General features: G+C 63.0%; 25 protein-coding genes and 1 tRNA gene. 1 reads left to right on the top strand and 25 read right to left on the bottom strand.

Annotation, left to right across the window (positions count from 1 at the left end; genetic code table 11):
- Positions 1-3: 3 nt before the first annotated feature.
- The 22 genes from NN4_RS29725 to NN4_RS29825 all read right to left on the bottom strand — a co-directional run bounded on the left by NN4_RS29725 (position 4) and on the right by NN4_RS29825 (position 15,022).
- Positions 4-1,332 (bottom strand): aminotransferase class III-fold pyridoxal phosphate-dependent enzyme, encoded by a 1,329-nt coding sequence (locus tag NN4_RS29725; protein ID WP_147138484.1) that lies wholly within the window; start codon positions 1,330-1,332, stop codon positions 4-6.
- A gap of 46 nt (positions 1,333-1,378) precedes the next feature.
- Entirely contained in the window at positions 1,379-2,131 is a 753-nt protein-coding gene (locus NN4_RS29730; RefSeq protein WP_147138486.1) for an ABC transporter permease, read from the bottom strand.
- Positions 2,128-3,078 carry an ABC transporter ATP-binding protein gene (locus NN4_RS29735; RefSeq protein ID WP_147138488.1) on the bottom strand — a complete coding sequence of 317 codons (951 nt, stop codon included), beginning with the start codon at positions 3,076-3,078 and terminating at the stop codon, positions 2,128-2,130. The genes NN4_RS29730 and NN4_RS29735 overlap by 4 nt, the downstream gene beginning before the upstream one ends.
- The gene (locus NN4_RS29740; RefSeq protein WP_186818694.1) at positions 3,069-4,214 is read right to left on the bottom strand and encodes a serine hydrolase domain-containing protein; all 1,146 of its coding nucleotides are present in this window, start codon (positions 4,212-4,214) and stop codon (positions 3,069-3,071) included. Before NN4_RS29740 ends, NN4_RS29735 begins: the two co-directional genes overlap by 10 nt.
- A 56-nt stretch (positions 4,215-4,270) precedes the next feature.
- Positions 4,271-5,110, bottom strand: a complete 840-nt coding sequence (gene panC / locus NN4_RS29745; RefSeq protein ID WP_147138491.1) for a pantoate--beta-alanine ligase — start codon at positions 5,108-5,110, stop codon at positions 4,271-4,273.
- A gap of 172 nt (positions 5,111-5,282) precedes the next feature.
- On the bottom strand, positions 5,283-5,606 hold the full coding sequence (locus tag NN4_RS29750; protein ID WP_186818695.1) for a thioredoxin family protein: 324 nt from the start codon (positions 5,604-5,606) through the stop codon (positions 5,283-5,285).
- 349 nt (positions 5,607-5,955) lie between these two features.
- The gene (locus NN4_RS29755) at positions 5,956-6,204 is read right to left on the bottom strand and encodes a hypothetical protein (protein ID WP_147138497.1); all 249 of its coding nucleotides are present in this window, start codon (positions 6,202-6,204) and stop codon (positions 5,956-5,958) included.
- A 365-nt stretch (positions 6,205-6,569) separates the two neighbouring features.
- Positions 6,570-6,673 (bottom strand) — tRNA-Val (locus tag NN4_RS45250).
- A gap of 5 nt (positions 6,674-6,678) precedes the next feature.
- A complete protein-coding gene (locus NN4_RS29760) occupies positions 6,679-7,800 on the bottom strand; it encodes a site-specific integrase (RefSeq protein ID WP_147138499.1) in 1,122 nt (373 codons plus the stop codon).
- On the bottom strand, positions 7,800-8,018 hold the full coding sequence (locus NN4_RS29765; protein ID WP_186818696.1) for a helix-turn-helix domain-containing protein: 219 nt from the start codon (positions 8,016-8,018) through the stop codon (positions 7,800-7,802). Before NN4_RS29765 ends, NN4_RS29760 begins: the two co-directional genes overlap by 1 nt.
- A 14-nt stretch (positions 8,019-8,032) precedes the next feature.
- Positions 8,033-9,727, bottom strand: coding sequence for a replication initiator (locus NN4_RS29770; RefSeq protein ID WP_147138500.1), 1,695 nt, complete (start codon positions 9,725-9,727; stop codon positions 8,033-8,035).
- Positions 9,727-10,353, bottom strand: coding sequence for a hypothetical protein (locus NN4_RS29775; RefSeq protein WP_147138502.1), 627 nt, complete (start codon positions 10,351-10,353; stop codon positions 9,727-9,729). Before NN4_RS29775 ends, NN4_RS29770 begins: the two co-directional genes overlap by 1 nt.
- Positions 10,353-10,592 (bottom strand): hypothetical protein, encoded by a 240-nt coding sequence (locus tag NN4_RS29780; protein WP_147138504.1) that lies wholly within the window; start codon positions 10,590-10,592, stop codon positions 10,353-10,355. The genes NN4_RS29775 and NN4_RS29780 overlap by 1 nt, the downstream gene beginning before the upstream one ends.
- Positions 10,593-10,671: 79 nt before the next feature.
- Complete coding sequence (locus NN4_RS29785; RefSeq protein ID WP_147138506.1) at positions 10,672-10,899, bottom strand: hypothetical protein; 228 nt, start codon at positions 10,897-10,899, stop codon at positions 10,672-10,674.
- Positions 10,896-11,207, bottom strand: coding sequence for a hypothetical protein (locus tag NN4_RS29790; RefSeq protein WP_147138508.1), 312 nt, complete (start codon positions 11,205-11,207; stop codon positions 10,896-10,898). Before NN4_RS29790 ends, NN4_RS29785 begins: the two co-directional genes overlap by 4 nt.
- 11 nt (positions 11,208-11,218) lie before the next feature.
- Positions 11,219-12,529 carry an FtsK/SpoIIIE domain-containing protein gene (locus NN4_RS29795; protein WP_147138510.1) on the bottom strand — a complete coding sequence of 437 codons (1,311 nt, stop codon included), beginning with the start codon at positions 12,527-12,529 and terminating at the stop codon, positions 11,219-11,221.
- A gap of 1 nt (position 12,530) precedes the next feature.
- Complete coding sequence (locus NN4_RS29800) at positions 12,531-12,929, bottom strand: hypothetical protein (protein ID WP_147138512.1); 399 nt, start codon at positions 12,927-12,929, stop codon at positions 12,531-12,533.
- Entirely contained in the window at positions 12,929-13,147 is a 219-nt protein-coding gene (locus tag NN4_RS29805; protein ID WP_147138514.1) for a hypothetical protein, read from the bottom strand. Before NN4_RS29805 ends, NN4_RS29800 begins: the two co-directional genes overlap by 1 nt.
- Positions 13,147-13,467 carry a hypothetical protein gene (locus NN4_RS29810; protein ID WP_222595195.1) on the bottom strand — a complete coding sequence of 107 codons (321 nt, stop codon included), beginning with the start codon at positions 13,465-13,467 and terminating at the stop codon, positions 13,147-13,149. Before NN4_RS29810 ends, NN4_RS29805 begins: the two co-directional genes overlap by 1 nt.
- Positions 13,468-13,475: 8 nt before the next feature.
- On the bottom strand, positions 13,476-13,718 hold the full coding sequence (locus NN4_RS29815; RefSeq protein WP_147138518.1) for a hypothetical protein: 243 nt from the start codon (positions 13,716-13,718) through the stop codon (positions 13,476-13,478).
- Between the two features lie 13 nt (positions 13,719-13,731).
- Positions 13,732-14,343 (bottom strand): DUF2637 domain-containing protein, encoded by a 612-nt coding sequence (locus NN4_RS29820; RefSeq protein WP_246181158.1) that lies wholly within the window; start codon positions 14,341-14,343, stop codon positions 13,732-13,734.
- Positions 14,344-14,527: 184 nt separating this feature from the next.
- Entirely contained in the window at positions 14,528-15,022 is a 495-nt protein-coding gene (locus tag NN4_RS29825) for a hypothetical protein (RefSeq protein ID WP_147138522.1), read from the bottom strand.
- Between the two features lie 225 nt (positions 15,023-15,247).
- Between NN4_RS29825 and NN4_RS29830 the strand changes: the two genes are divergently transcribed.
- Positions 15,248-15,928 (top strand): GntR family transcriptional regulator, encoded by a 681-nt coding sequence (locus NN4_RS29830; RefSeq protein ID WP_147138524.1) that lies wholly within the window; start codon positions 15,248-15,250, stop codon positions 15,926-15,928.
- Positions 15,929-15,986: 58 nt separating this feature from the next.
- Here NN4_RS29830 and NN4_RS29835 read toward each other — a convergent pair whose 3' ends face one another.
- The 3 genes from NN4_RS29835 to NN4_RS29845 all read right to left on the bottom strand — a co-directional run bounded on the left by NN4_RS29835 (position 15,987) and on the right by NN4_RS29845 (position 18,974).
- Entirely contained in the window at positions 15,987-16,829 is an 843-nt protein-coding gene (locus NN4_RS29835; RefSeq protein WP_147138526.1) for a class I SAM-dependent methyltransferase, read from the bottom strand.
- Positions 16,830-16,989: 160 nt separating this feature from the next.
- Positions 16,990-17,907, bottom strand: coding sequence for a hypothetical protein (locus NN4_RS29840; protein ID WP_147138528.1), 918 nt, complete (start codon positions 17,905-17,907; stop codon positions 16,990-16,992).
- Positions 17,889-18,974 carry an AAA family ATPase gene (locus NN4_RS29845; RefSeq protein ID WP_186818697.1) on the bottom strand — a complete coding sequence of 362 codons (1,086 nt, stop codon included), beginning with the start codon at positions 18,972-18,974 and terminating at the stop codon, positions 17,889-17,891. Before NN4_RS29845 ends, NN4_RS29840 begins: the two co-directional genes overlap by 19 nt.
- Positions 18,975-19,276: the final 302 nt, after the last annotated feature.

Consider the following 19,276-nt stretch of genomic DNA (forward strand, 5'->3'; position numbering starts at 1 on the left):
CACTTATCCGTTGCTGACGACGTATTCATCGGCGATGCACAAGGTTTCGTCCAACAGCGCCATTCCTTCTCGGATCTCCGCTTCCTCGATGATCAGCGGCGGGCACACCAGGATGATGTTCCAGTGGGTGAGCAAATACAAGCCCTTGCGGAAGGCCGCGGCGGTCAGCCTCGTCATCGGCTCGGCGGCAGCGGCATCCGGGTTGAACGGGACGAGCGGTTGTTTGCTCGCACGGTCGGTGACCAGTTCGATTCCCCAGAAGCAGCCGCTGCCGCGAATGTCCCCGATCGAAGGGTGCCGTTCGGCCAAGGCGCGCAGCTCTTTCTCGATGAGCGGGCCGAGCCGCTCCGCGCGTTCGACGAGCCGCTCCTTCTGGTAGACGCCCAGCACGGCGACGGCGGCCGCGCAGCCGACGGGATGGGCGCTGTGGGTCAACCCATACGGAAACACCGAGTCCTGCAACCAGCTCGACAGCCGGTCGCTCACGGCGGCGGCCGCCAGCGGTACGTAACCGGCGGTCAAACCCTTTGCGCAGGTGATGATGTCGGGCACGACGCCCCACCGGTCGCAGGCGAACCAGCTTCCGGTGCGGCCGAAGCCGGTCATCACCTCATCGAAGATCAGCAGGATCCCGTGCTCGGTGCACACGTCGCGGATCGCTTGCAGATAACCGTCGGGCGGGACGATCACGCCGTTGATCCCGGTGACCGGCTCGAGGATCACCGCTGCCACGTTCTCGGCCCCTTCGTACTGGAGCAGTTCCCTGAGGTGCGGTGCGCCCGAGCACACCGGGCAGGGCGTGGGATGGCCTGCGGGACAACGATAGGTGTACGGGTCGAGCATGCGGACGACGCCGGGCATGCCGGGCTCCCCCACCCAACGGCGCGGCTCACCGGTCAGCGTGAGGGCGCCCGCCGTGCTGCCGTGGTACGAGCGGTAACGGGCGATGACCTTGCTCCGGCCGGTGTACGCGCGCGCCAGCCGGATCGCGGCCTCGTTCACCTCGGTTCCGCTGCACGCGAAGAAGAACGAGTTGAGGTCACCCGGCGTGACCTCGGCGAGGCGGTCGGCCAGCTCGCCGACGATCTCGACATCCCACGGGCGGCCGAGCGTGGCCATGGTGGCCACCTGTTTCTGGACCGCCTCCTGGACCTCCGTGCGGCTGTGCCCCAAATTCGCGTTGACGAGCTGGGAGCCGAAGTCGAGGTAGGACCGTCCGGCGGCGTCGAAGAACCGGCACCCGTCGCCGCCGACGATCCGCGGCGGCGGGTCCCCGCCCTGCCTCGACCACGACTGGATGACCCGGCCTTTTGCTGTCGCGGAATCTCCCATTGTGTTGCACACCTTTCGATTACGGCACTGCGGCGGTTTCCCGCTGTCAGCGAATAGCGACGCGACGCTGGCTGCCCGGATCGAACGCGAAGGTCGCGATGATCGATAGGACGCAGGCCCAGCCGGCGAGCACGAGCAGGTTGGGGCCGATGCTCACCAATCCCCCGCGTTGCGCGAGCACCTGCTGCATGCCGTCCACCGCCCAGTACTGCGGGGTCAGCGGGGCGAGTGGGCGGTCCCAGGCGGGCATCAGCCGGACCGGCACGACAGCGCCGCCCACCGCGCCCATGCCGAGAACGACGAGCTGGCAAAGGTTTTGCATGGCGGACACGTTCCGGGTGAGCGAGATCAGTACCAGACCGAGGGCGATGGCGGCCCAGGCGATGGTCAGGATGAGGACGGCCAGGGCGAGTAGTGAGCCGTTGATCGTCGCGCCGAAAAGCCACCAGCCGGTGAGGATCAACAGCGCCATCTGCGCCGAGGAGAGCACGAAATACGGGATGGCGAGTTGGATCGCCATCGTTGCCCTGGACAGGCCGCTGGCCTTGACCAGACTCCAAGCACCGGATGCGTGTTCGCGGTAGTGGGACGTGCCCATGAACATCATCACGTAGAAGCCGAACATCACCGTGAAGCCGGGGACGGTCTGGTTGGCCCCGGTGCCGCCGATGATGCCGGAGAAGGCATCGCTGAGCAGGGCCTGCATCAACAGTGGTGCGGCGAAGAGGAAGACGAACAGGGTGGGGTCCTGGCGCCAAGTAGCCAGTTCTTTACGGACGAAGGCCCAGGTGATCGTCATCGCGCCGCCGTTCTCGGCCGCTGCTCGATGATCTGCAAGAAGGCGTTCTCCAGCGAAACAGGCACCGAGCGAACATCTTTGACGGGCAGATTGCTCTCGTCGAGCACTCGGACGAGGGTCGGCAGGATCTCCGGTTGTTGCGCCGCCACCCGGATTCGCCTGCCGTGCACCGTTATCGCGGTGTCGGGTAGCACGTCGTGCAACAGGGTCGTCACGGCCGCCGCCTGCTCGCTGATGATCTCGCAGTACGGGCTGGCGTATTCCGCCACAAAGCTTTTCACGTCGGTCGTGACGATGAGTGTGCCCTCATCGAGCACACCGATTCGGTCGCAGAGGATTTCGGCTTCCTCCAGGTGGTGGGTGGTGTAGAGGATCGTCGAGCCTTCGCCACGCAGTTCTCTGAGGACGTTGTGAATGGCTTGGCGGGAGTCGATGTCGACGCCGGTGCTCGGTTCGTCCAGGACCATCAGCGGGGGCGAATGCACGATGCCCATGCCGATCGACAGCCGGCGGCGCTCGCCACCCGAGAGTTGCGCACCGCCCCGGTCCGCTATCCGGCTGAGGCCGAGCCGCTCCATCACCTCGGCGGCCCTGCGGTGCGCGGTGGGGCGGGGCATGCCGCGGACGATCGCGGCGAAACGCAGGTTCTGCCATACCGTCATCGCCAGATACACCGTGTTGTCTTGGGGGACATAGCCGATGCGTCTGCGTAGGCGGCGGCCGTGCCTGCGCACGTCGGTGCCGAATACCTCTACTCGTCCGGCGGTCGGTTTGACGAGGCCGCAGGTGATGTCGAGCGCGGTGGACTTTCCGGCGCCGTTGCGGCCCAACAGTCCGAAGATTTCGCCGCGGCCGACGGACAGGCTTACTCCGTCCAGGGCGACGACCGAGCCGTAAGTCTTGCGCAGGTCGTCTACCAGGACAACCGGCTCGTCGGCTACGTCCATGGTGCGGCCTGGTGGCTCGCCACGATCGAGCGGACCTGATCCCGGTAGTAGACCGCTCGTCCGTAGCAATGGGTCATCAGGACCGCCCCTACGCCGGAGGCAATGTTGAGGACGAACGAGCTAGCGGCACGGCCCAGCCATCCCACGGTGTTCGCCTGCGGCGCTGTCCAATTCGGATCACTGCTCGGCACATGGAGGCCGTAGGAGAAGCCGTAGCCCTTGCCCGGGATGTAGTCGGGGCCGCTACCTGCCAGCTGTCCGATCTGATCGATGAAAAGTTCCCCGGTGAGGGGACCCAGAGCAGGGATGAACAGTCGACCGTCGCGGTCGGGGGCGATCGCGCACAGCAGCTTTGTGAAGTCGACGGCAGTGGAATAGGCGCCCGAACCGGCCGATAGCCACGCAGGTCTTTCTCGGTGTGTCACAAGGCCTTCGGGGGTCGAGGGTATTCCTGCGAATGGTTGGGCGGCGCGGTGCAGATCCGTCGGCCGGACATGAAAGCCGGTGTCGCGCAACCCGAGCGGGCGACAGACTCGGTGCTCGACGATCTCATCGAGCGGACGGTTGTCCACCAGTTCGAGAATGCGCCCGAGGACATCCATGGCAACGCCGTATTCCCACCTGGCCCCGGGATCGGCGGAAAGGGGCAGCGTCGCTATTTTCCGGACCACCTGGTCGAGGGTCGGTGTCTCGGTCCGGTGTTCGTACTTCTGCAACTGAGCTTGCTCGTAGTAGGGCATGACGTTCGCTGAGGTGTGCCGACCGCCGCCGATGCCCGCGGTCTGCCGCATCAGGTCAGCGAGTATCAGCGGCCGCCGCGGCGGTCGCAGGGTGCCGGCTTCCTCGACCCGGATATCGGTGAAGCAGGGCAGCCACTCGGCGACCGGGTCCGTCAGCCGCAGGCGGTCTTCGGCCACCATCGTCAACGTCGCCAGCGCGGTCAGCACCTTCGTCATGGAGTAGATCCGGAAGATGGCGTCCTCGCGCATCGGTAGCCCGCTGTTCGGGTCGAGGTCTCCGACGGCCCGCAGGTCCACCAGCGACCCGCGGTCGGTCACCGCGACCACCGCGCCCGGTAGTCGGTGCGCAGCCACCTCGGCCGATACGGCGTCCAGCAGCTCCGTCATCATGTCCATTCGTCGCCCTCCGCGCCCCATGTGCATCCGTACTTCAGCGCCGAGTACGCCGTCGGTCAAATCTCCGTGTTGTCGATCAGGCGGGTACTTCCGAGCCAGACGGCCGCGACTAGGCGGTTGCTTTTGGTGACGCCACGGACCGGGTCCAGGGTCTCCCCATCGACCAGCTCCAAGTATTCGACGCGGTCCATGCCCGCCTCGATCAGTGCCCGCCGACCCTCGCCGAGCATCTCGGCGACCGAGCCCGGTTCCGCCCGCAACTTCTCGGTGAGCTCCGTCAAGATCCGGAACAGCGAGGCGGCCGTGCGCCGTTCGGCGGTACTGAGGTAAGCGTTCCTGGACGACAGGGCCAGCCCGTCCGGCTCTCGCACCGTGGGTACCGACCGCACCTCGATCGGCAACCCCAGATCGCGAATAACCGCACGCATCACCACCAGCTGCTGAAAGTCCTTCTCCCCCAGGTACACCGCCGTCGGCGCGAGCAGAAGCAGGATCTTCGACATCTCGGTGGTAACGCCGGCGAAGTGAGTCGGCCTACCAACCCCACACAACAGGGACGACAAGCGGGGCACCGCGACCGTCAGCCCAAAACCCGGCGGGAACAACTCATCCGCCGCCGGCAGCCACGCAATATCCGCCTCCGCCTTCTCGCAGAGCGCCAGATCCCGGTCCTCATCCCGCGGATACGAATCGAAATCCTCATCCGGCCCGAACTGCAACGGATTGACAAACACCGAAGCCACCACCACGCCATCACGCGCCCTGGCCGCCCGAACGAGCGCAAGATGCCCGTCATGCAGCGCCCCCATGGTGGGCACGTACCCGATGCTCTCCCCCCGACCACGGGGCTCCGCCAAGGCCTGCCGCACTTCCGCGACACTCCGAACAACGATCATCACGTGATTCCCTCAGCGATACGACGCACAGCCACCGCGGACGTGTGAAATCCCCCGCGCGCGCTGCACACGGCGAATCTTAACAAGGAGTTCGCCGTCCGTTCCCGAATCCGCCGTACTCCGAACAGGTTTCGCGTACCCGACCGTTGCTTAGTCTCGCTACCAGCCAGACTCAGAGATGCTGATCGATGAACGCGATCAACTGCTCCTTGGTCCGTACGCCCGGCTTCTGCGCCACCCACACTCCCCGATCGAACAGCACCAGCGTCGGAAGCGCCCGAACCCCACACTTGGCCGCAGTATCAGCATGCTCATCAGCATTGATCCGACAGCCATCAACCTTGCCCCTATACCCCGCAACCACCTCCCCCAACACCGCCTGATACTCAGCCCACCCATCCCACGCCGCCCAAAACAAAACCAACACCGGCCGCTCAGATCTCTCGATCTCCCGCTCGAACGACGCGCCCGTAACATCCTTCAAAGTCCCCGACATGGGATCCCCCGCCCTCGGAATACGTTGCCCCACCGATGATCCCGGATTCTCCCGCCGCTTGTACGCCCATCGCCGGAACTGGTCGGAATATCGCCCTACAGTCCGTCGATCGCGAGGCGACCATCGCGGGTGTTCGTGACGCCGCAGGAGGGGGCTTCCCATCGCACTCTGCCGGGCAAGGTAGAGGACATCTAAACCGCCGCGCGGAACCGAGGCCACGCGCACAGGTAGCCGCCGATGCTCGACAGGCCGCAGCCGACTGGGTCGCAGTGAAGCTCGGTCTCTGACCTAGCGGTTCAGGACCTCCGGTCCCCTTCCGGGTGGGGGCTCCGCCACGTCCCGGCTAGATTTACTCCGGCTTCAGGCGGCTGAACTCACGATCCAAGCAGTGGGCCAAGGAATCGCCATGCTGTCCTGTCCTGGAAGAATCGTCTTCCAGGATCTCGACGCAGTACTTGATCTTCTCCATGTACTTCGCGTCAGCAGGGTCGGAGGGCACAGGGTCATCATCGGGGTCGGCCAGGACCTGGCTCGTCGCAGCACCGAAAACCAGGGCCGCCGCGAGGGCGATCGCGGCAGGCAGGCGTTTCTCGAGCACTATCGAGTTCTCCCTTGCTCCGTCGACATCGACCGAGCAGGCCGATGGGTCATCCGACGGCCAACTTGCCGTGATCAGCAGCGGGCGTCGATACGTCTTCGTTGCCGGACACGGTCTGGATGGGACGGCTGTGTCAGCGCTTCGGCAGTTTGGGGATGCCTAGGTGGCGGCCAAAGATGGCACCCGATCAGCTACTGGCTGGGTTTGGTGGTACGGCCGCAGACACCCGCGCACTCGAGCGGTAGGTGTCGTGCGGCGAACGTTCTTTTCGCGCCGTGGATACAGTTTTGGACACAGTCCGGGCTGCAGGCATGCGAAACGAAAGATCCCCCGACCTTGTCGTGCAGGTCAGGGGTTCTTGTATGTGGTCCCAGCTGGTTTCGAACCAGCGACCTTCCGCGTGTGAGGCGGGCACATACGCGCAGGTCAGAGCCCTGAAATGCGAATGCGCGCAACCCATGTGCGTTATCTCCGTCAGTGCTTCACGACGATCGTGCGCGGCAGCTGCACCGCGCTTCCCCGAGCCGCAAGCTCGCTCAGCTGGTTTGCGACCTCCTTGTCGCGGCCGTCGACCGCGTGCATGTACCGCAGCGCGGCGTTGGTCGAGGCATGCCCCAACCGCTTCTTGAGGTCCGCCAGAGTCGCGCCCGTGCTCGCTGCCAAGGTCTGGCCGGTATGGCGCAGGTCGTGGAAGGTCACGTGTACCCCAGCGCGTTTCCGGGCACGCACGAACGCTTGGTAGATAGCGTTTCCGCGCATCCGCTCCCCATCTTGGCCAACGAACAACCAGGTATCACCGGCCCATTTGTCGAGGTGTGCTTCCAAGTACGGTCGCAGGTGCGGTGGGATCGACACCGGCCGTTTACCCGCGTCGGTCTTGGGGTCCTTGTCGAAGGCTTCGTTGGATTCGAGCAGCTCTACCCGGTTACGACGCACCCGTACCTCGTTCGCCTTGAGATCCAGATCGATCACCGCCAGGCCGATCACCTCACCTCGCCGGAGTCCGCACCAGGCAGCCAGCAGCACGGCCGCCCGGTAGCGGGGGGTGATGTTGTCGACCAAGTCAACGACTTCCGATGGTGAGGCGATGGGACGTTCCTTCGCGCGGTCGGTGCCTGCACCTTTGATCTGGCACGGGTTCACCGCGATTGCCTGATCGTTCTTGGCGCAGTTCATGACCGTGCGCAAGAACCGATAGGACTGAGCGATCGAGGTACGGCCACCGGTGCCGGCCATCACCTTCGCATGCCAGGCACGCACCACCGGCGGCGTGATCGCGATGAGGGGCTTATCCAGTAGCTCGGCCATGTGCAGGCGCATATTCCGTTTGCACGTCTCCTCCCACCGGCGTCCGACATCAGGATTATCACGCAAGTAAGCCAGGGCGTAATCCTGGAACCGCTGCAAGCCGAGCTGCTCATCCAGCCACGTACCCCGACTGATGTCGGCCTCGACCTTGACCAGCCACCGATCCGCATCGGTCTTGTTGCGGAACGTATTCGGTGCGTTCTGCCGCTGCCCGTTCGGCCCGATGAACGACGCCTGATACCGGCCCGAGGCCAGCTTGCGCACACTGCCGAAACGTCGACGCCCCATCAGGCCACCACCTTTCCACCGCTCCAGCGGACCTCAATCGGCACGACCTTGCCCGCATCGGCATAGGCATCGAGATCAGCGACCTTGAACCGCAGATGCCCGCCGACCTTGTAGAACACCACCCGCCGTTCAGCGACCAGCCGACGAATGAACCGCGGCTTGACGTCCAGGTACACCGCCGCGCCTTCCACGTCCACGTATCCCGGTGCGACATCCATTGCTCTGCCCTCCCCTACGCTGCTGCTTGCTGAGTTGCCGAAGTTTCTGGAGGCTCCGGTGGACCAGCGGCGAGCTGGGCTTTGAGGAGTTCCGCGCGCCAGGTGGTGCGTTTGGCGATCGCGCCCATGATCAGGTACTCCCGCAAGGGCCGGGACTTGTCGCCGGGTTCGACCGGGGTGACCCGCAGATGACTGGTGTCGGGTTTGGGGATTCCGGCGTCGGCGAGCAGTTGCCGAACAAATTCGACACGGTCTTGCTTGTGGTCGGGCAGGGTCTTGCCGGACCACTTGCGGGAGACCAGGACTCGGCGGCCGGGCAGGCCGAGGGTGTCTCGGCGGTGTGCTTTGCCCCGGCAGCGACCGGGCACGGTCTTGTCGCTGGCGCCCTGGGGGACGATGCCGTATTTGAGCCAGACCGCGCAGCGCGGCGAGCACGGGGTGTGCTGCAACTGCGCGTGTAACCGGTCGTAGTGCTCAGCGGCTCGGTCCGACTGTGGTTCAACGATTTCGGCGATGGACTTGACCAGGTATTTGGTGACGTAGCCGATGGTCCGGCCGGCCTTTTCGGTCCCGGCGGCGATACCGGTGATCTGCTTGCGGTCCATTTGCTTCCCGAACCGCACCGTATGCGCTGGCTCGAGGTCAACGACGCTGTCGAGGGTGTCCAGCGCGTCGTCCCAGTACTTCAGCGCCTTGCCGGTGTCGGGATCAACGAAGGTGGCCTTCTTGTGGTCCCACACCGGCATGTGCTGGCCGCCGTACACCTGGTCCTCGGCATCGAAGCGAGGCCACCACACCTGGTGGTAGGTAGCCGCGGTCACCTGCTTCAGGATTTCCCGCGAGATCGCACCACGGATCAGGATGTGCAGGTGCGGGGCACCACGGCGCTGTGGTTCCACGGTGGCGAAGTACTGCACGTCGTAACCGACCGCACGGCGCAAGTTCTGAATCCAGCGGTCGACCGCCCGGGAGAAGAACACGATGTCACGTGCGGCGCGGGGATAGTCATAGTGGTCGGGGTCGACCGGGGAGCCATCCGAGCACGGTTCACCTTTGTCGTTGACCGCGCCGTCGGCGTGGATTTTGCCGTAGCTGTCCATGGTCAAGGTGACGAACATCGAGGACAGGTGACCGCCGATCGGAGCGCCGACAGTACGTTTGGTGACCTTCTTCCTCGGCAGGTCCGGCACGTCTTGACGGCGACGGGTGGAGCGTCGACGCCGGTGCTTGCCGGTGACGTCCAGGGCCGGGAGGCGACCACGCAGGCCGGTATCCCGTAGTTGCTCATCCAGTTCGATGACGAGCTGGCGAGTTTCGTCGGCGAGCTCAAGATCGTTGTCTTTCATGGCTTGCCGGTACTGGGCCACGAAATCGGCACGCTGGGTGAGTAATCCGATTTGCTCGTCGGTCGGATCGGAGGCCGGGGCGATGGGTTCGGACTCAGCGTGCCAGCCCTCCCGACACTGGGCGATCCGCAGCAGCCGGTTGGCCTTGGCGCAGGCCGGGCACACCGATTCGATCGTGGACTTACACGGGGAACCCTCGTAGGTGATGGTGCCGGTCTTCGGGTCCTCGATCCGCATGGCAATGGGGCGTTTGCACACCTGGTACTGCTCAGCAGCGGCTTGGGCGATCTCGTAGAGGTTGGGTAGGGCGCGGCGTGCAGCCGCGGTCCCTCCCGTCTTGGGTGCTTCGGTGTCCTGGTTCATCAGGCAGCGTCCTTCCGGAAACGGGAGTCGATACGGGGCAGATCGACGGGGTCGGCGAGGGAATCGGTGTAGCGGAACACCAGCTCGACTACGCCGGGGCCGACGATGTTCGCCCGGCATTCCGGGGCCTCGAAGGTGTGGGCCAGGCGCTCGACACGGTTCTCGTAGTCGGCGGGGCATTGACCGGGCAGCATCTTCACCCGAACCCAGTCCATGCAGTCGCCGATCTCGGCCATCAGCAGCCGCGGAACGAACGTCGACCCGTCAACCCTCACGGTGAGCTTGCAAGACTCCAGGCGCTTGTCCCAGCGCAGCCGGTAACGCCACCAGCGCAGGAACCGGGCGCGTGCGCGGCCGGTAAGCCACCGCTCGAAGGTCTCCGGATGCTTCGCACGCCAGAGCACCATCCCCGCGATGGACACCCCGACCACCACGACCGCCCACGGCCACCCGATGAAAAGGCCGGCGGCGAGGGCACCGACGACCGGGATCGAGACCATCGGGAACAACACCGACCACCACAGCACCACCACGGCCGCCTTGAGGGTCAGCCACACCAGCTTTACGAGGGCTTCCAGGACCGCCTCGGCCGGTTCTTTATGCGTGTCAATGGTTTTCGCGGCCATCACTGGGCCTCCTTGTAGTACAGATCCAGCGCCAGCTGTGTCGGCACCGGAGTTTCATCAATCCATTTCCGCCAGGACTCGGTGTCCGAATCCCGGTACACCACAGAGCTTTTGACCCGCTTGGCGGTTTCGAGGTGGCAGGCGTAGAGGACCGCGTCGGTGACGTTGCGGGCTTTGGGCAAGGGGCGCACCATCTGGCCGATCAGTACGCCCCACTGCACGGGTTTGCGGGCACTCATCAGGCCGGGTCGCCGTCACTGGGCTTGCAAGAGCCGCAGTCTTCGCACTCGGGATCGCCGCAGTATCGGAGTTCGGTCCTCATGCCGCCCATCCCCAACCACCGTCATCGTCGCTGTCGATGTCCTGGTCGATTCCGTCATCCCAGCCAGGGACCTCACCGGTCTCGGCGAGCAGGCGCACCGCGATGGCGACCGAGTCCAAGCCGCGGCGTTCGAGGTGGCAGCGGCGGGCCGAACGGATATGGATCGCGGCGTCGACGTCGTCACGGCCGAAACCGTCGGCGGGATGCAGGTGGCGGATTGTCATGGCAGGGCCTCGATTTCAGGGATGCCGCACACGATGCAGCTGCGGGAACGAGTGGAGATGCCGAACAGGCGTTTGGTGGCCTGCCAGGTAGCGGGGAATTGGTGGCCGTTGCGGTCGCAGTGATCAGCGGCCATGCAGCCGTCGCACCAGATCCGGTCACCGTCATAGACCCAGCCGACACCGGCGCAGCGGGTTTGGATGTAGTCCACGGCCTGTTGGGTGGAGTCGAAACAGATCGACTCGCCGGTGTTTTCGGTGTAGACGTCACCGCACATGTCGCAGTAGATGACGACGTGAGTTTCGGTCACGAACCCTCGTTTCATGCCGCCACCTCCCCGTCCTCGTCGCCGAGGTCATCGGGGTCGAAGTCGCTGTAATCGCCCTGTGGGGCGGTAGCGACCTTGTTCGGGGCGTAGGCGGCCACGATGGCGTCGATGTCCTCATCGGTGACCAGGTAGGCCCGGACACGGGTGACCCCGGTTTTGCCGTCTTCTTGGACATAGCAGACACCTGGAGTGGTGGCGGGGATCTCGTCGCAGCGTGAACCCCGATCCCGTGCCGAGGCACCGTGGATCATGGCGACCTGGGTCGGCTCGTCCATGCCGAGGCCGATCCGGTAAGGGAACAGCTGTCGTTGCGGGACAGTCTCTTTCGACGGGTCTATGACGGTTTCGATGACCGAGAACAACGGTGCCCGCCCCTGGGACAGCAGCAGCCCATGAGCCCGCTCGAAGCGTGCCCGCAACTTCTGATCGCTGAACGCCGACAACGTCGCGGCCTCATCGATGATGATGATCGTGAGCGGGTTCTCCGGTGTCGGAACGGGTTTGCGGGTCTTGCCCCGGTACTTCCGTGCCGCCTCCTGCATATCGGTCACGGTCTCTTCCAGCATCCCGATCATCGATTCCGGCATGGTGCACTCGAAGCGGGTACACAGCGGCTCCAGGAATCCCAGCTCCATGCCGCCCTTGGGGTCGATCACCCGCAGGTCCACCCGACCCGAGGCGATAGCCGGAGCGAGAGCGTGGATAAGGGCTTGCAGGACACCGGACTTGCCCGACCCGGTCCGTCCGCCCATCAGGATGTGACGGCCCTGTACCGGGATGGTCCAGACTTCGCCGTCTTCGGTGATCCCGACCGGGACCGCCTCCAGGTCGACATCATCGGCGACCGCGACCGGCGTCGTTGCCGGAGCAGCGAGAGTGTCGTACACCCTCACCTGAAGACGGACCCAGCTCGGCGCGGGTGACGACACTGTCACCTCGGCAACCCCCAGGTAGGTAGCGAACTGGGCGCGAACGTCCTCGTTGTTCCAGTCCTTGAACTTCTGCCCGCCCAGCATCAGCACATCGGCGTAGAGGCCGTGGGCGTCGTAGTCCCAGCACTCGACGTACGGGAACCCGGAGTCGGGCGAACCCAGATCCAGCGCGGCCAGCATCATGTTGGTTTGCGGCGGGTCCGCCAGGATCGAGACGGCGGTACGCAATTCGGCCGGCGCAACCGCGGCTATACCGGCCACGGTCTGCGGGCGGACACCGGTACCGCGTGAACGCATCCACATCAGCCCACCGGCACCCAGGACCACGCCCAGGGCCGCGCCACCAGCAGGTATCAGTTCAGTCAGTGCCATCTCACTGCCCTCCCGCAGCGTCTGCCTCGGCCTCGAGCAGCGCGACGAGTTCGTCGTCGCAGTCGGGGCACTGGCACGATTCGCAAGTGATGTCACGGTGCGGAATTGGTTGCAGCGCAACGCCTTGCGCGATGCGGCCATCGATCACCGCAGCCGCCAGCAACTCCGACAGTTCCGCCGCCGCATCCACGCTCATGATCAGCAGCGGCATCAGCCCGCCCGTGTGATGACCTCCCAGGGTCAACCACACCAGCCCCTCGTACTCGCCCTCGGGCACGTACCGGACAGCGGTGGAGCCGTAGCCGTTGACCCGAGTACCGAAGATCTGGAACGACACCCGGCACGACGGGTCACCCGAGACCCAGTAGTTCTGGGCCTGGACCATCTGGCTCGCCGACATCACACCCACCCCCGCAGCGGCTCGAACGACAGCGATACCGAATGCTCAGCGAGCACGTTCGGCACCACCTGTGTCAGCAGGCGGGCATCTTCGAGGCTCAGCCGGATTTCGGTGCCGCCGACAAGGAACGACATCCGCGCCGCCGACTCGACCGGTTGAAACGGTGATGCCGCAACGTATTTCACGTTTCGCAACTCACCCATGATCGGAGTAGTCATCACTTGGTCCCCTTCGGCTTGGGCGTATCGGTGGGCGCGCATTTCCACGGCGTGAAATTGATCAGTGGCGGCCCATCGGGGCAGTTGGCGTCGCGGAACGATGCTTTCGGCACGTCCTCGCAGAACATCACGCACCCATCAGCACGGACGCTGGTGTCTGCGCAGAACATCTCGCATCCATCAGCGCGGGTAGTGGTGAGATAGGCGACCGGGGCCGGGGAACGGTCCACGGTGAGCAGCACCGCTGTTGCCATGACCGCGACCGCAGGAACACCGAGCACAGCCACCAGAAACGGCGGGTGGACAACACGGTTGGTCATCGTGGACATCACGCCGCCGCCTTCACCAGATCGACGCGGGTCGCGGCATCGTGTTCGGCCAACGCGGTCAGCAACTGCGCCGACAACGCACGAGCCTCTTCGATGACCAGCGACATCCGAATATCGGTGAAATCCACCGACACCCGCGCAGTCAACGTCAACTCGGAACCGTCATCGAACCGCTTCACCCAGGCAGGGCTGTAGAAGACACGCTCGAACTCGAAATGGGTTGTAGCAGTGAGGAAAGACATCAGAGACTCCGTCTCAGGAGACCGTGATCGGCAGTGCTTCTTGCACCGGCCGCACGGGACGAATAGAACGCACCGGTTTCGGTGCAGGACGAACCCGAGCAACCGGCGCAGGCGCAGGCAGGGGCTCAACAGGGGAAGGCGCAACCGGCTCGGAAACCGGTTCCGGCAACGGATCTGCGGACAGTTCCGCGACCGGATCGGCCGGCGTGCCTACCGGATCGACCGCAACAGCTGGGCCGGGTTGGGTCGCACGGAACAGCAACGCCAGACCATGGGTATCCACGAGCAGTGAAACCGGGGCGATCGCAGCGACCAGCGCCGAGGCCCACCAGGGCAGTACCTGTCCGGCCGCGACCGCATGCAGTGAGTTGCCTGCGATCGAGACCAGGGCACCGATACCCAGCACCCAGGAAAACCAGCGACGCTCGGGCAGCACCAAGGCCGAAATGGTGGCCTGAATGATGGTGCCGTCGATGATCACCGGGAACAGCCACGCCCACCGCTTCGGAGTGTTGGCAAGAATCGCCAGATCACGCAACGCAGCGAAGCTCACGACGAACGCGGCTACCCCGATAATTACGGTGATGACCACGGCGGACCAGCGCGCCCAACGCTTCCCCGCCACCTGGCCCGCCGCCCTCATCACGCCGCCTTGCCGTGCGACGGCCAGTTGACCGCGCTAAGTTCAGGCTCGAACCACACCAACGATGCGCACAGCCCGACACTTTGGGTGTCCGGACGAGCCAACACCTCCACGACCGCCGCAGATACCTGCGTGACCATCTCCGGGTCTGCCCACCACTCGGGCATCAGGCCGCAGCCTTCGAACTGGCGGGCCGGGACGCACCCGGATCGTTCGGGGCCTGCTTGGCACCGGAGGTATCGCCCTTGATCCCGCTCGCACGGAACCGGTAGGCGACGTAGGAGAAGTTCTTATCCCCCGACCCCTGCCGAACCACGGTCGGCTCAGCGGTCAACCCCTCCAGCTCGATCATCCGCATGCCGGTGCCCGGCACGATCTCATCGGTCACCGGAACCGGCTGATGCGACGCCACGAACTCAATCTGGAACGACGCACGCGCCGCCCTGCCCTCAGCACCCTCATGCGGGTCAGTCACCGAAGCCACCCACACCGGCAGGCCAGTCCCCTGCCCCTCCCGGTCGATGTCGAACACCGGCTCCGGCAACGCCCGAGGGTCCGGGTTGTACTTCATCTTCTGCGTGATGCTGCCCAGCAAGATCAGCTTCTGCGGGAACGCCTCGTCGGACTCGATACGGAACTTGTGACCCCTCTGGATCGCCATCGTGACTCCTTGTTGGTTGCCTCTACCGGCGTATGCCGGTCTGTGTATGCACAACAGCGTATACACAGACTGCGTATACGCACAAGTGTTGCGTATACACAGACATGTCAGAGGACTTGACGAGTCGCGGCGAGCCACGGCGTACTTTGGGCATTTGCGTATACGCAGCTGCGTATACTGAACATGATTGTCAGGAACGAGCTAGTGACTCGAAAGGACCCAGCTATGGCTGAGCCTGCGTACGTCTCCATCGCAGGAGAGATTGCGCGTGATATCCGAAGTGGCGTGCTACCAGCAGGAACTCAGCTAAGGAGTTACTCCGAGCTTGCGAAGCATCACGGCGTATCCGAGATCGTGATTCGCAGAGTGGTCGACCTGCTGCTACGGCAAGGGCTGGTGTATACGGTCGAACGACGCGGAACGTTCGTCGCTACCCGTCCAACGCTCGTGCGCGTTTCGCCGGAACGGCAGATGGAAGACCCCGAGGTGACATTCGGGAACGAGTCGGCAGCTGGCGCCGACGACGTCCAGATCGAGCGTCGGACGGCAACAATTCGTGCCGACGATGACCTCGCGGCATTGCTCGGTGTTGTCCCAGGCAGCGAGGTAACCCACGTTGTCACCAAGGCATCGGAAAGCGGCCGACCGATCTCAATTTCCGACAGTTATCAGCCGCCAGGCTCGGACGTGGCCACGGCCAACATCCTTGAAGAGACTATGGCCGACCGGCCCCCGGTCCCCGCTCACGCCGAATGGCTTGCTGTGACACCGGGAGACTTGGTCAAAGCTGTCCACCAACGATTCCTCACGACGGACGACCGTGTCCTGATGATCGCCGACGTGTCATACCCGAAGGACCGCTACGACTCGTTCGTCTTCCGGATGACGCTCGATCCGCAGCCCTGAGTAGAGGCTTGACCTGGAATGCCCGGTCGCTCATTGCGGCCGGGCATTTCGTGTCTATCTATCCGGCGGAGCGCACCCAGCCTTGAGCTACGTCGGCGAGATTCCACCACGAGACATGTTGTGTATCAGCAGTTTCCAGTGACCAGTGTTCGGACAGCCGATCGAAGAACGCATCGTCGCCGGTTTTGCCACCCTTCGGCTCGCCGATGTAAACCAGCCGCTGACCTCCCCGCGCTTCGAACGCAGCCAAAGCCTGGGAGGCCATCGGGTTTCCCCATCCCGGAGGCCAGCAGAGAAACAGCACGCAATTCCCTTTGAGTGCTGCGTCGAACTCATCCAACCCCCCGACTGCGTGCCACACGTCGAGCTGGCCCGCCGCGCCAGGGAATGACACGTTCGCGGTGCTGTTCGGCGGCTCCGCATCGAACGCAGCTACATCCACACCCCGCGTGGCAAGCTGCGCAGCCCAGTACCCACGTCCCGCACCAAGCTCCAGCACGTGCTGGCCACCGCTGAACTGTGCTATCCACTCGATCGACTCCGGCGAGGGCACCGCATAGGCGTACACCGCTTGGAGAATCGTTTGAGCGAACGCCAACCGCGCACTGCCGTTCTGCCGGCCGCCGTTGACAACCCGGCGTCCGTTGTCGTCGCCCACCGACGGCGCAACGATGTCCCAGTACGGATTTCCCGAGTCGGAGACACCACCGGTCATGTAGTGCACAAGCCGCAGATCGAACGCCGCATCGGCTGCGGCGTCCTCGGTCCCCGGCAGCATCGGAGCTGTGTCGAGGTACTCCGCGACCTTCGGATACTCCAGCCGGAGCCGCTGCGGGTCCTCCAACAGTGCAGCCAGTTCCGTGCGTCGCTCAGTCGTCAGCGTCAGCGTCAGCCCAGTCATGCAGACGATTCTCCCGGCTATCCAGCTCTGTCGGGGCCTGGTTGTCGATCTTCGGCCGCGCGCTGATGAGCCGGTCGTATCGCAGGTGCAGGCCGGACCCACGGTGTGCCGAACCCATCCGCGCAGCCAAAGATCCTTTTGGCATAATTTCCTATCCGAGCTAAGTCACGAGATATTCCCAAGAACTGCGATATCTCAGCGCCCACGACTCAGAGCCGTTTAGCGTCGCCAAATAGCAGCTAACAATCTTTATCTTGAAATTGTTCAAATCAGGACATGAAGACTTCGAGTAGTGACTGGAAATCCTCGCCTCAAGATAAGCCGGAAGCCATTTTCCTTTAACGAGCGTGTAACCAGATCGCCGCTTCAACGCTGATTCCACTCGCCTACGGATCGTTCGCTCCAAAGAAGCAAACTCAGACGAACTTAATCCAGCACGTGCCTGCAGATTACTTCGAACTACCGGGATATTGGCGAGATCAGACGGCTTAACGGCAGCTCTCGAAAAGCTGGCATCACATCCAACGCGGAGACGCTTCGCGAGACAGCACAGGATGATCCACTCCTTCCAGTGCGTCGCCGCATCCTCATACCAAGCTCCTAGGGCAGAAGCAAGAGCGCGGGCGCTGCGCGGCGATATCCCAACGGCTGCCGAAAGCGCCGCGACGCCGTCACCATTGACGAGAATGTCGGATTCAATATCATAGCCGGAAGTATAAAAGACGTGCGGATTTCTCTTTGCACCTTCGGCTACGACGGTTCGCACGTCACTATCCAGCATAAATACCGCGACTCGTTTTCCACGACTGGTGTGTTGCACAAGATTGCCCGAACGCCTGAGGCTCTCAAATACGCCTATAACACCCGCCTTGCCACCTGCTGTATATATCGTGTCCACTCTGGTGACTTCATAGCCACCAGACGCAACTATGGCGCTCGCCTCCGCAATCCGACCATAATAGCCGCCGTCATACTGTTTGCCTTCTACTAATATATGCAATGCGTAGGGGCTAGTTTGAATCTTGCGTCGATAGGCTGCTAACGACCACGAAGGACGCACTAAAGCTCGACTACACACCTATCCTCCTGGTTTGCCATGATTTCCGGAGAGTGAGTAGCCGCGATAATTTGCGCAGCGGGGTTTACAGTTCGCATGCATTCTATCAGCCGATTCTGCCATGCGACATGCATCGATAACTCAGGCTCATCGACCAGAATCGAATTCTGGCCAGTCCTAAGACATTCCAACAAGACAAACATCAGTTGACGTTCACCGCTGGAAAGCCGACCAAGTGGAACATCACGGCCACCAATATCGATCGATATCGACTCACCTTCGAATTTAACTTTTCGCCCTTTGGAGTAGAGCTCAAGGATCATGTCCTCGAGCCTGATTTGAGGAGCGACGATCTCACCTATTCTCTCCTCAACCTCTTGCAAGCGCCGCACTATATCCGGAAGAATAGTACCTTCGGAATACTTCTCCGAAAATTCGTCGAAACTTTTAAAAAGCCTACTGCTGGTGCCTTTTCTCGATTCAAAGAAGTTACTCACCAACTCGTAAGCTTGAGCCGCATCCGGCGGTTTGATCGTCTTATCCCTCTTGCGAACCCCTCGAATTGCAACCTCTAAAACTTCAGTAAGCGCCTGATCTTGAGCCTGTGTAATCTGCCGATTGGCCGAAAATCTCCAACTCTTCCAACGATCCTCGATTGCATCGGCGAAATCGTCTTCCGGTTCATCAATTGACCTACCGGGCTGCCAGACGCCACGAGGCTTCTCCCGAGCCGTATCTACAATTCTAGTAATCGGCAACCAAGTATGCCTAAACCCTGCCAGGGCTCCACGACTAGTCTTCGGTGACGTAGTCCACAAATTCTCGGATCGGGAGATATGTACTACCTCTCGCAGCTCCTCATCATAGAAGGACTCAGCTGTAGGGTTGTAATTATCAATCACCTCTTTTGTGATCGATCTGGTAAATTCTCTACTTCCAGATCGAACGGAAAATTCGACGTGCGCAGCCTTGAATTCGACCGTACGAAGTCCCTGAATCTTATTTCCAAGTGCACCGTGCAGGATACGCAGCATCGTAGTCTTGCCACAACCATTTGGACCCCAAAAAATATTCACATCGTCGTTCAATTCGTGTTCGACTGTACCTCTCCGCCCAGCCAAGCCCTCTATAGCGAATGATCTGATCATCGTCACCGTCGTATACCCCCTCCTGTTATCGTCCATCACCCGTCGCACCTAGTAGCCTGTTATCGCGCTAGCAAGCGACACTATTACACCGGACGACTTACTATCGGCATCTTCGCGAAGCCTGCCCGCGAGTCGGTCTCCTGCGAGGGATGGCGTTTCAGCGAACCACTCGTACGACGGTTGTTGCCGAATTCCGCCATTGAGGATCAAGAGCGGCGCTGCGCGCCGCCCGCGCGGCTACC

It is taken from the genome of Nocardia ninae NBRC 108245 (assembly GCF_007990755.1).
Classification (GTDB): Bacteria; Actinomycetota; Actinomycetes; order Mycobacteriales; family Mycobacteriaceae; genus Nocardia; species Nocardia ninae.